A 12,559-nucleotide genomic window follows, 5' to 3' on the forward strand; every position below is an offset into this window, starting at 1 on the left:
GATCGAGTCAGTCTTTTGGGACTAATATAGTTGATATGCAGGCGATCGAGTTATCTCATAAATCCTCACTTTACTGGCGATCGATGCTCATTATCCCGATCGTCATTTTATTATTGTCATTGCAATCATGTGGCGCAGCTAATAAAAATGGCGCGGCTACACCTGAGAAAATAGTCGATGGATATCTGACTGCGCTCGAAGATCGGAATGAGAATGCGCTCCGCCGCTTGATGCCAGAAGAGTCCATTGCTGCACCAGAAATTGCTGCCAAAATTGCTAAATTCGGCGGACATAAAGTTCGAGAGCGTCAAGTTGAATATCTTAAATCGAAACCAACCTTGTGGACTGCGAAGCTCCGTGGCTCTTATATCGATCGAGCGGGAGTGAAATACAAATTTGATGACTCGATCGCGATCGAATATCAAAGTAAGGGTCAAGTAAAATTGTATGGCGGACGGTGGTATTTATTGCTTTAAGATATAAGTAATTAATTAAAACTACTGCTGTCAATTTGTGCCTAAAACAACTTCTAAGAATCTATTTACTATCGGCGATCGATCGCCAATCCGCCATACTAACGCAATCTTAGCTAACTTATCGATGCTCGTAGTCTGGGAACGAATTGGCTTGTAAATTACTCCTTGACGTTGTGCTTCTTGGATTGATGCGGGTAAAATAGAGATGCCCAGATTTGCTGAAACCAGACTGACTATCGTCTGCATTTGAATACATTCTTGAACTACTTGCGGACTAAACCCCGCCGCCTGACAAATCGAAATAATTGGATCGTATAATCCTGGTGCGAGTTCGCGGGGAAATAAAATAAATGGCTCTGTTGCTAACAATGTTAAATCGATCTCATCTAATGCTGCTAAATGGTGATTAGTAGGCAAAGCAATCACAAAAGATTCCTGAAAAACTACCTGAGTCACAAAATCTCGATCGATAATCGGCGGACGGATCGATCCGATATCGATTCTACCCTCACGCAGCCAAATTAATTGTCGATCGGTAGTTAGTTCGTGCAGCTCGATCTGAACGTGAGGATATCGATCGCGAAACTGCTGGAGCATCACTGGTAAAATATTATAAGTTGCCGAACCGACAAACCCGATTGAGATTTTACCGAGTTCGCCCCGACTAGTTTTTCTGCCAATATCGATCGCCCGATCGAGTTGTTGTAAGATTTGGTTAACTTCAATTAAAAATGCCTGTCCCGCAGGTGTTAGCACTACAGATCTATTATTGCGGGTGAATAGTTTAAATTCTAATTCTGCCTCTAAATCTTGAATTTGTTTAGTCAATGGTGGCTGTGAAATATGTAATTTTTCTGCCGCCTTGCCAAAGTGTAACTCTGCGGCAACAGTTTTAAAATAACGTAAGTGTCGCAGCTCCATAAATCAGATCCGATCGATATTAAACTTTTGAAAACTACTACTAAATCCACACCATCAGACTATCCATCAACTGCACGAATTAGGTGGTTTCGCCAACAGCTTTCTACCTGGGGAATCGCCAATCGACGCGACTATCTCTGGCGCAAAACTACCGATGCCTATCATCTCCTTGTCGCCGAATCTCTACTTCAGAAAACAGATGCCGATACAGTTGCACCGATTTACGAACTATTTCTAGAGCAATATCCCACCATCCAAGACTTAGCCGCTGCCAACCTCAAAGACGTTGCCAAACTTCTCAAACCATTGGGCTTATTTTTTCGCGCCGAACGGCTGCAACAATGCGCCCAGATCGTCCTCAGCCAATATAATGGCATCGTACCTGACGACCAGAAACAACTGCTCAAACTGCCAGGAATCGGCGACTATACCGCTCGCGCGATCGGTTCTCAAGCATTTAACCAACCGTTAGCAGTATTAGATGCTAATGTGGCGCGAATTCTCGAACGCTTTTTTGGCTTACAAGGCGAAAGAGTCAAATCACGGTGCAAAATCCTCTGGGGTGCCGCAGATGCGATCGCACCTAGAAAAAATGTGGGAACGTGGAATCTCGCCTTACTAGATTTTGGCGCGTTAACTTGTAAGGCTCAGAATCCAGATTGCGATCGCTGTCCGCTATCGTCTAAATGTAAATGGTACCGCGATCGATTAGGTATTTAAAAACCAATCATATCCTGATTTAAATTGTTCTTTGCCATTTGTTTCGACAATACTTCCATGCGCGACGATGACTCGATCGAAATCCCATTCTAACACTCGATCGACGGCTTTTTTCACAGCTTGCTTATCTCGCGTCGCTATTTTTTCGAGTGGTGAGGGTCTTAATAATTTATATCCACCCGTCAATTTTGCGATTAGTTGAGTCAGCGGTACGAAGCTCTCATCAAAATAAAAAGCGGTGTCTGTTAAAATTAAGGTACGACTCGATTGATGACAAAACACATATTCATTTAAAGGTGTGTAGCCATTTAAGAAAAGTGTTTGAAAACCATCAAACAAGAGACAATCTATCTCACCATCAAACATACTATTTTGCCGCTCTGCAATTGGTATATCAACAACCAAATCTGGTCTTTTTTTAGCTAAACTTGATGTTGCCCATAATTGTGCTTGAGGATAGATAAATTGAAAGTCCTGAATAAATAAATGATGATAGAGATTGGGTGCGATGATATATTTTAGTTCACCTAATAGCGCGATCTGCTCGATTGTTGCTCGATCGATCTTAATCGGTGAAATCGCCACTAAATCTCCCGTACCCAATCGCACGAGCGTCATTCTCGTCCCGACTTCCAACCCAAAATACTTAAATGGTTGTTCGACAACCCATAAATTGCAATCTATTTCTCTGAGCATAAAGTTCTAAAGCCACTCTAATTCGAGAGCAATTACAAAATAACTATAGCATTGATACTTTAAAAGTATTAACAGCAATACTAATATATATTGGACAAGCACCGACCGACTTGTCTATAGTAGTGATACAACCGCACCGCAACCATTACCGCAGCCGCAGCCCAATCTTATGGTAAATTTATGGTCTACCACCGAACACGCATTAGGGTATCTAGCCAAAGCCGATAGCATTCCCCATCGCACAGAAGGTGAAGCCGTACTGCTCGAATATATTCCCAAAACTGCCCAGCGCATCCTCGACTTGGGTACTGGCGATGGGAGACTGATGGCATTACTTAAGATCGATCGACCTTTAGCGACGGGAGTTGCGTTAGACTTTTCACCAGTAATGCTGGAAAAAGCCAGAGCGAGATTTCAAGATGATAATTCTATTGAGATTATCAGTCATAATTTGGACGATCGACTACCAGATATCGGACAATTCGATGCGATCGTTTCAAGTTTTGCCATTCATCATGTCACACACGATCGCAAGCGATCTCTATATGAGGAAATATTTAACTTACTAACCCCTGGCGGTGTATTTGCCAATCTCGAACATGTTGCATCACCCAATCAAAAGGTTCACATTCAGTTTCTAACCAAGATTGGTTATACACCCGAAAATGAAGATCCATCGAATAAATTGCTCGATGTCGAAACTCAGCTAGGATATCTCCGCGAGATTGGATTTGCCGATGTAGATTGTTATTGGAAATGGTTAGAGTTAGCTTTATTAATTGGAATTAAACCAAATTAATTTACTGGCGATCGAGTAATCTGATTGGTTATTGATAAGCGGCGGTTTCAATCGTAGGTGTTTAATTAAAGGCTAATATATGGCTCGCGACCTGCATTAATGGCATCGCGATTATCCCTTTTTTATTCGCAGGTATTATCGCTTGGCATCAGACAATTATTATGGCGATCGGCTCTACCATTTATACTTTGGTGCGTTACGCTGCGCGATAACACACCCTACAAGCTATCCACTATCCACTATTCACTAAATAGCCATGAGCAAAAATACATTATTCGATAAAGTTTGGGACGCGCACACCGTCGCCACATTACCATCAGGACAAACCCAACTATTCATCGGCTTGCACCTGATCCACGAAGTCACCAGCCCTCAAGCTTTTGCGATGATGCGCGATCGCGGATTGAAAGTCCCCTATCCAGAACGTACCGTTGCCACCGTCGATCATATCGTACCTACCGAAGACCAATCGCGCCCCCTCGCCGATAGCCTCGCCGAGGAGATGATGCAACATCTCGAAAATAACACCAAAGAGCATGGAATTAGATTCTACAACGTCGGTTCTGGCAGCCAAGGGATCGTCCATGTAATTGCTCCTGAGCAGGGGCTAACCCAGCCAGGAATGACGATCGCCTGTGGAGATAGTCATACTTCTACTCATGGCGCATTTGGAGCTATAGCGTTCGGAATTGGCACCTCTCAGGTGAGGGATGTTTTAGCCTCCCAAACGCTGGCTTTGGGTAAATTAAAAGTCCGAAAAATTGAAGTCAATGGGACTCTTCAACTAGGCGTATATGCCAAAGATGTAATTCTGCATATCATCCGCAAACTCGGTGTCAAAGGCGGTGTGGGCTACGCCTATGAGTTCGCGGGCACTACCTTTGAAAATATGGATATGGAAGCCCGCATGACCGTCTGTAACATGGCGATCGAAGGTGGCGCGCGATGTGGGTATATCAACCCCGATCGAGTCACCTATGATTATCTCAAAGGGCTAGATTTTGCCCCTAAAGGAGCCGATTGGGATAAAGCCGTCGCCTGGTGGGAAAGCCTCCGCAGCGATAAAGATGCCGAATACGATGATGTCGTCGTCTTCGATGCCGCCGAAATCGCCCCTACAGTCACCTGGGGCATTACCCCCGCTCAAGGCATCGGCGTAGACGAACCCATCCCGACTGTAGCGCAGATGGCGGCGGATGAACGTGCGATCGCCGAAGAAGCCTATCAGTATATGGATCTCTCCCCAGGCGCACCAATTATCGGCACCAAAGTCGATGTTTGCTTTGTCGGAAGCTGCACCAACGGACGCATCACCGACTTACGCGAAGCCGCCAAATTTGCCGCCGGGAAACAGGTAGCCACCGGAGTCAAAGCCTTTATCGTCCCTGGCTCCGAGCGGGTGAAAAAACAAGCCGAAGCCGAAGGGTTAGACATGGTTTTTAAAAACGCCGGATTTGAATGGCGCGAGGCGGGTTGCTCGATGTGCTTGGCGATGAATCCCGACAAGTTAGTCGGACGACAACTGAGTGCATCATCTTCCAATCGTAACTTCAAGGGTCGTCAAGGTTCTTCATCGGGGCGGACATTATTGATGTCGCCAGTCATGGTAATCGCGGCAGCAGTGACGGGTAAAGTTACCGACGTGCGGGAATTGATGAATTAATCTAGTATTCCGCACGTTGTCAATCGTGCGGAATATGCGATCGAATATCGCCTTTCTCGATCGATAAAATACCCGATTGATTCGATTGAGAGAAATAAAATTCTTGTACTAAAGCAGCGGTTGAGAAATTTGGAGCCAGATAGGAGCAGAGCTACCAGAAAGTTGAGCTAATTAGATTAAGTAATACCAAATTAAATTTGATAGACGACAGATGAGCTAATCCCCTTTATAAGGGGAGGTTGGGTGGGGTAAAGATCTGATGCCGACAGACAAAAAAAGAAGGTAGGTGCAATATTAAACCACATCTACCTTCTTTTTAATAACTAAATTGTGTCGATTAGCTCCGGTACAGCAGAGCCGAGCGAAAATCTAAGATCTGACTTTGGCTGTCGAGCGTTGTTTGCGACGACCGATGGGAGCAGGACTACCACTAGTGCCAGCACCAGCACCGACAGCAACATTAACTTTACTGGAAGTCTTGCCATCTTCAGGCGTCTGCATCATCAATACTAATAGCGGACGACTTTGCAGTTCGCGGCGGACTAGGCGTTGGAGTGCGGATTCTAGTTCGATTTGGAGTCCCGTCCAGTCGATGTCGAGCTGACCGGATTCAAACTTACGTGCAAACCTGTCCCAACGATCGATTAAAGTATTCTCGATGGTTTTCTGGATTAGTGCGGCGATGAGCGACTGTTCGACTGCTGTGACTACACCGCGCAGATTGACTTGAGGTGTGACCATCATCTTACCATCTAGCCCGATCGCTAGGGCGACAGTGACTACACCGTCTCCGGCTAGCTGTTTGCGCTCTTCCATGACTTGAGTTTGGTCGTGGACGATGCCAGCGTTATCGACTAGTTGAATTCCTGATGGAACTTTACCAGCTTTACCGATACTGTTTTCAGTCAGTTCGACGATATCACCGTTATCGATGATTACCATATTTTCGGCTGGAATGCCAGTACTTTGAGCGGTTTGGGAGTGCTTGATCAGCATCCGGTGTTCGCCGTGAACGGGGATGAAGAACTTCGGACGAGTCAGACTCAGCATCAATTTCTGATCTTCTTGGCAGCCGTGTCCCGAAACGTGAATCCCTTTGTCGCGTCCGTAGATGACGTTGGCACCCTGCATCATCAATTTGTCAATGGTGTTGACAACGGCGATGGTGTTGCCTGGAATGGGGTTCGCTGAGAAGATAATCGTATCGCCTTTGCGGATGCGGACTTGGCGGTGTTGACCATTAGCAATCCGTGTCATCGCTGCTAGGGTTTCGCCTTGAGATCCGGTCGTGAGGATCAATACTTTGTCATCGGGAAGGTGATTTGCCGACTGAAGTGGCTCGAATACATCGTCGGGGCAATTGATATAGCCAAGGTTCCGTGCATGAGCGATGACGTTGAGCATCGATCGACCGACTACGCAGACTTTCCGATTGTACTTCATAGCGATCTCGATCGTCATGTTGATCCGGTGGACGGAGGATGAGAAGGTAGTCACCATTACCCGTCCTTTGGCTAGGGAGATAAACCTGTCGAGGTTGGGGAATACCGAACGCTCGGAAGGAGTAAAGCCAGGAATCTCGGAGTTGGTGGAGTCGCTGATTAGACACAGGACGCCTTTTTCACCATGCTCGGCGAGTTTGGCATAATCATACGCTTCGCCATCGACAGGGGTATGGTCGAACTTGAAGTCTCCAGTATGGATGACGACACCGACGGGAGTATGCAGTGCGATCGTAAAGCTATCGGCGATCGAGTGGGTATTACGGATAAACTCTACAAAGAAGGATTCGCCAATTCTGACGATATCGCGCGGTGCGACTGTCTTGATTTTAGTTCGATCGGCGACACCAGCTTCTTCTAATTTACCTTGCAATAGAGCCATTGCAAGGCGCGGACCGTAAATAATCGGAATGTCAAATTGCTTGAGGTGATAGGGAATTCCACCGATATGATCTTCATGTCCGTGGGTGACGATCATCCCTTTGATCTTGTGCTGATTTTCGCGCAGATAGGTCATATCTGGCAAGACGATATTGATGCCGTGCATTCCATCAGTGGGGAAAGCCAATCCAGCATCGAGGAGTAAAATCTCGTCGTTAATTTCAAAGACACATGTATTTTTACCTATTTCATGTAAACCGCCCAATGGGATGATTTTCAAAGTAGGTTCATTAGACTTTTTGGCGACTGTGGAGGTCTGCGATGATTTGAGAATTGGACTCATTTAGATAGATATGGATAGTTGGATATTTTTAAAACAAAACTGGATTTTTCGATGTATCGATTGGCAGCTACAAATTCAGTTAGCTGTCAGACTTGGTATGTTAGAATCGAAACTTTATTGGGTGTGGACTCGCTAGAGCGACTGAGAAGTGTTTCCGCGATTTGGTCGCTACGATTTCCATCACACCAATGGCGGAGCATGGCTGCAACGCTGTAAATATAAAGATAATAGATAATTCAGGCTTCCGAAAACTATGCGCTAGAAATTTGCACTGGCTGTTATTAAACTAACTGAATATTTATGCTCGAAGACCAGTAACCGTATTACCTAATCTTAGATTTATTAATTTCGGCTTGACTAGGTGTGGCTCGCTTCCAATCACGTGTTTTTTGACAAAGCTTATGCTGCTAACTCGTCAAATTTTAACCCGCTCGTTTCTGACTTATCTGCGTTTTTCATCGTTATCTTAGTTGTATCATATTATCGGCAATGGGTCAATCATTCGCAGCACAATTATCAAATTTGCTTGCTTTGCGCGATGCACTGAGCTTGCGTTGCCCTGAAGCTCTGCCGAAGGGTCGAAGTGTCGGCTTTGTCTAATCGCGACACATCGACAGCAGTAGGCCTTGTCTGTCTAATAATTGCTGAATTTGAGGTAGTAATTGGTTCGGTAATTCACACATCGGCAATCGCAGTCCGCCAACTTCCCAGCCTTGCAATTTGAGTGCCGCTTTAATCGGCATGGGGTTAGGTGCGAGAAATAGCCCTTTAAATAGAGGCAGCATTTGGATGTGCATTTTGGTCGCTAGCTGGTTGTGACCGGATCCAAACGCCGCAATCATTGCCTGAATTTCATTGCCGACTAGATGACTGGCGACACTTACGACACCTGTTCCACCTACAGCCAGGATCGGTAATGTCAAAGAGTCATCACCAGAATAAATCGCAAAATCTGGCGGTGTCAAGCTGCGAATTTGACTGGCTATATCTAGATTACCCGTAGATTCCTTGATTGCGACAATGCCATCTAATTTTGCTAATTTAGCGATCGTCTCTGGCTCTAGCTGTTGTCCGGTACGTCCGGGGATATTGTAGAGCATCATCGGCAAGTCGCAAGCTGCCGCGATCGCTTCAAAATGCTGGTATAAACCGATCTGGGGCGGCTTATTGTAGTAAGGGACTACTTGTAGACTACCATCTACTCCTAGTTTAGCAGCTTTTTGGGTGGCTTCGATCGCTTCACTGGTAGAATTTGACCCAGTACCAGCAATGACTTTGGCTTTCCCAGCGACGGCTTTTTGGACGACTTGAAATAATTGATACTCTTCATCCCAGCTCAGCGTTGGCGATTCGCCTGTCGTGCCACACACCACAATTCCATCCGAGCCATTTGCGACTAAATACGCGGCTAATTTCTCTGCTTCGGCATAGTGAACGTTTCCATCCTTATCAAAGGGTGTAACCATTGCCGTGATGACTCGTCCGAAATCGATTGTCATGGGGAAGGTGTTAGGTATTAGGTATTAGGCTTTAGGCTTTGGGCTTTAGGTTTTGGGCTTCAGGGGATAGGGGGTAGAGGGGTAGGTATGTAGTAAAAGAACGCACGATTGCGTCCCAACTCACCCCAATTTACTATTACCTAATTTTTTAATGCTCTACTCTCTATCCTCTATCCCTTATTTGCGCTTGAGCCAATTTTTCTCGACGAGCAATTCGGCAATCTGGACGGCATTGAGAGCGGCACCTTTGCGAATTTGGTCGCCGCAGAGCCACAATTCCAACCCGTTGGCATGAGAGAGATCCTGGCGAATTCGTCCCACTAATACCTCATCTTTACCCGAAGCATCGATCGGCATGGGAAAATAATTGGCAGCCCAATCTTCAACCAATTTTACACCAGGGGCATGGGCTAAGATCGATCGCGCCTTATCTGGATCGAAGGGTGTGGCGAATTCGAGGTTAATGGCTTCCGAGTGTGCGCGCAGGACGGGGACGCGGATACATGTGGCTGTGATGCGCAGATCTGGCGTCCCAAATATCTTCCGCGTTTCGTTAACCATTTTTAGTTCCTCTTCACAATAGCCGGATTCGTCGATCGGGGTATTGTGAGGAAATAAATTAAAAGCCAGGGGGTAAGGGAAAATTTCGGGTTTGGGTGTCTTGCCATCGAGGATATCGCGACTTTGAGTTTCGACTTCCGCCATCGCTCTAGCACCCGCGCCGCTGGCTGATTGATAGGTAGCCGCAACGATTCGTTGAATCGGTTGGACTTGATGAAGGGGATAAATCGCCACAGCCATGAGGATTGTCGTACAGTTGGGATTGGCAATAATCCCATGATGATCCGCTGCTGCACTGGGGTTGACCTCGGGAATCACTAATGGCACATCGGGGCGCATCCGAAAGGCACTAGAGTTGTCGATAACTACCGCACCAGCCGCTACAGCTTGAGGCGCTAACGCTTTGGATGTCGAGCCACCAGCCGATGCCAGGACGATATCGACGCCATCAAACGAGCGATCGTCTACGCATTCTACAGTAATTTCCTCGCCGCGAAACTTTAACTTCGTTCCTGCCGATTTGGGCGAGGCAAACAGTTTGAGTTCGGAAATCGGAAAGTTACGGCTGGCAAGTAGTGCGATTAGTTCCGTCCCAACAGCACCTGTGGCTCCTAAAATTGCGACGCGATATAAATCCGACAAGTAAGCTACCTCCTGATATCGATCGAACTAATCGAGCAATCCTAACACATCCCTACACATTCAGAGTGACCCGATCGAAATTTAATTCTATGTCAGTTACCGGACATCTCGATTCTCCTTTGGAGCAGCTACTTGTGCTGTTGGCGTTGTCTTGACTGAAACGCACGCCGAGGTTTCCTCGGCGCGATTTCAGTCGCTGGCGTAGCCTGCCGTAGCGGCGCGTGAGCCGGAGGTTCCCTCCGGCATAGAACGCGACAAGACAGGCACAGCCTCGTCCTTGGCGATACGAAGTCGTAGCGAAGCGTCTGTCTTGACCCAAAGCCATGGGTCGGGAACCTCCGCGTGGTTTGGGTCGCTCCGTAAGGAGAAGTACGCGAACGGCTCGAACATCTCGATCGGATTGCACCCGATTCTAAATACTTAATCCCAAATACTTAATACCTCACAGCAATGTACTATCATCAGATAGGTGAATCGTGTAAATATTGGCATTCTTGTTGAGTTATGCGGCTAGAGCGACCTGCCATCGGCAGTGAGTTTGCAGTTTTCGGTCTGATGAGTTGCAGCAATTAGGTAAAGCTGACACTGTGTTCATCGCAAGTTATTGCCAACGACATTTCAGTGCATCGCTCTACGTTTGCTGAAGTTTAACTGTGAGCGATTTGCAAACAATCTTAACCGATCGTACATCGAACATATCATAATTACGCGAATTTCCAGCCCCTTCCCACATTGTCATTGACTGTTGTTAGATATACATATCATGAAAGTTACCCAGGAAAAACTCGAAAACAGCCGGATTGGTTTGCAAATTGAAGTTACCGGAGACCAAACGACTAAATACTACGAACAGGCTATCAAAAACCTGACCACCAAGGCGAATATTCCTGGGTTCCGCAAAGGAAAAATCCCTCGGCAAGTAGTCTTACAACGGATGGGTCAATCTCAAGTCAAAGCAATGGCGCTTGAAGCATTGCTCGAACCCGCCATTAATGAGGCAATTAAGCAAGAAGCCGTCCCAGCGATCGGCAACTATCAGATTACCTCCAATTTTGACGAATTACTGGAACAGTTTGTCCCCGGACAAAATTTGACTTTTGGCGCGACAGTAGATGTCCCACCATCGGTAACTTTAGGTGACTATAAAGGACTCGCCATTAAAGCTGAAGAAATCCTCTACGATCCCGCGCAGGTCGATGATTTTATTGATGGGCAACGCCGGGAAAAAGCGACAGTCATCCCAGTTGTCGGTCGGGCGGCGCAACTCGATGATATCGCGGTAGTTGACTACAGTGGCAAACTCGCCGACGGTACCGAAATCAGCGGCGCGCAAGCGGATGATTTTGATATCGAACTATCTGAAGGCAAATTTATCGGCGATCTCGTCAACGGGATTGTCGGCATGAGCGTCGGTGAAACTCGCAATGTCAATGTCGTTTTTCCAGCAGACTATCCCCGCGAAGATTTGGCCGCTCAACCTGCGCTGTTTAATGTCGTCCTCAAAGATCTCAAAGAACAAGAATTACCAGCCTTAGACGATGATTTTGCCAAGGAAGCGAGCGATTTTGATACTCTCACTGAGTACAGAGAATCGATCGTGACCCGCTTCCAAGAACAAGCGCAAAAATCTACCGACCAAAACATCACTAATGCGCTGGAAACTGCCTTGATCGATGTTGTCGAGGCGGATTTGCCCGAGACAGCCATCGAGCGGGAAACCATGAATATCCTCAACCAAATGGCGAACCAATTCAGCCAGTACGGGATGGATGTCAACAAACTCTTCACGCGGGAAACCATTCCCAAAATGAAAGAAAATTGCCGGACTGATGCGATTAGCAACCTCAAGCAGCAACTCGCGATCGCCGAAATTGCTAAACAAGAAGGAATTACCGTTACTGATGAAGCGATCGTCGCGAAGATGTCTGAAATTTTACCTCAATTAGCTGGCGAGGACATCGATGAAAATCGCCTGCGGAGCTACATCACCGAGGATCTCCAAAAAGAGCAAACTCTAGCATGGCTCAAAGACCATGCGAAAGTCGAGTTGGTACCAGAAGGCTCCCTCAAACCTGCTGATGAAGATGTCGAAATCGAAGCTGGCGAAGCAGAAGCGATAGATATCCTCGCCGAAGCAGTTACGGAGTAGATGGGAGATGGGAGATGGGAGATGGGAGGGAATTTAGTTTAGCTGCTGGCTGGCGAAAGTTTCGATCTGGCTGATAAGCTGCGGAGATCTACCCACCCCGCCCTACGGGCACCCCTCCTCGGAAGGGATTTCCCTACCATCTCTCATCTACCAACTCCCATCCACCAACTCCCAACTCCCAACTCCCAACTCCCCTCTAGACATTGG

The 12,559-nt window shown here is 46.7% G+C and carries 10 protein-coding genes; 5 read left to right on the plus strand and 5 right to left on the minus strand.

Annotation, left to right across the window (positions count from 1 at the left end; translation table 11 throughout):
* Positions 1 to 476 (plus strand): hypothetical protein (locus RMO35_RS10265; RefSeq protein WP_309740909.1); only part of this gene is annotated, 476 nt, incomplete at its 5' end.
* A 30-nt stretch (positions 477 to 506) separates the two neighbouring features.
* Here the strand turns inward: RMO35_RS10265 and RMO35_RS10270 are convergent.
* Positions 507 to 1,397: a LysR family transcriptional regulator gene (locus RMO35_RS10270; protein WP_309740911.1), complete on the minus strand. Its 891-nt coding sequence runs from the start codon at positions 1,395 to 1,397 to the stop codon at positions 507 to 509.
* Positions 1,398 to 1,424: 27 nt separating this feature from the next.
* On the opposite strand from RMO35_RS10270, the gene RMO35_RS10275 reads away from it, so the two are divergent.
* Positions 1,425 to 2,117, plus strand: coding sequence for an A/G-specific adenine glycosylase (locus RMO35_RS10275; RefSeq protein ID WP_309740914.1), 693 nt, complete (start codon positions 1,425 to 1,427; stop codon positions 2,115 to 2,117).
* Here RMO35_RS10275 and RMO35_RS10280 read toward each other — a convergent pair.
* On the minus strand, positions 2,106 to 2,813 hold the full coding sequence (locus tag RMO35_RS10280) for a DUF4336 domain-containing protein (RefSeq protein WP_309740917.1): 708 nt from the start codon (positions 2,811 to 2,813) through the stop codon (positions 2,106 to 2,108). The genes RMO35_RS10275 and RMO35_RS10280 overlap by 12 nt on opposite strands.
* 169 nt (positions 2,814 to 2,982) lie before the next feature.
* Between RMO35_RS10280 and RMO35_RS10285 the strand changes: the two genes are divergently transcribed.
* Complete coding sequence (locus RMO35_RS10285) at positions 2,983 to 3,612, plus strand: class I SAM-dependent methyltransferase (protein WP_309740919.1); 630 nt, start codon at positions 2,983 to 2,985, stop codon at positions 3,610 to 3,612.
* A 256-nt stretch (positions 3,613 to 3,868) separates the two neighbouring features.
* Positions 3,869 to 5,275 (plus strand): 3-isopropylmalate dehydratase large subunit, encoded by a 1,407-nt coding sequence (gene leuC, locus RMO35_RS10290; protein WP_309740921.1) that lies wholly within the window; start codon positions 3,869 to 3,871, stop codon positions 5,273 to 5,275.
* 369 nt (positions 5,276 to 5,644) lie between these two features.
* Here leuC and RMO35_RS10295 read toward each other — a convergent pair whose 3' ends face one another.
* From RMO35_RS10295 to RMO35_RS10305, 3 genes are all read right to left on the minus strand, one after another.
* Positions 5,645 to 7,501: a ribonuclease J gene (locus tag RMO35_RS10295; protein ID WP_309740923.1), complete on the minus strand. Its 1,857-nt coding sequence runs from the start codon at positions 7,499 to 7,501 to the stop codon at positions 5,645 to 5,647.
* Positions 7,502 to 8,097: 596 nt separating this feature from the next.
* A complete protein-coding gene (gene dapA / locus RMO35_RS10300; protein WP_309740925.1) occupies positions 8,098 to 9,000 on the minus strand; it encodes a 4-hydroxy-tetrahydrodipicolinate synthase in 903 nt (300 codons plus the stop codon).
* Between the two features lie 177 nt (positions 9,001 to 9,177).
* The gene (locus RMO35_RS10305) at positions 9,178 to 10,203 is read right to left on the minus strand and encodes an aspartate-semialdehyde dehydrogenase (RefSeq protein WP_309740928.1); all 1,026 of its coding nucleotides are present in this window, start codon (positions 10,201 to 10,203) and stop codon (positions 9,178 to 9,180) included.
* A gap of 763 nt (positions 10,204 to 10,966) precedes the next feature.
* Between RMO35_RS10305 and tig the strand changes: the two genes are divergently transcribed.
* Positions 10,967 to 12,352 carry a trigger factor gene (gene tig / locus RMO35_RS10310; RefSeq protein ID WP_309740930.1) on the plus strand — a complete coding sequence of 462 codons (1,386 nt, stop codon included), beginning with the start codon at positions 10,967 to 10,969 and terminating at the stop codon, positions 12,350 to 12,352.
* The last annotated feature ends 207 nt before the right edge of the window (positions 12,353 to 12,559 follow it).

Source organism: Chamaesiphon sp. OTE_20_metabat_361 (assembly GCF_031364565.1).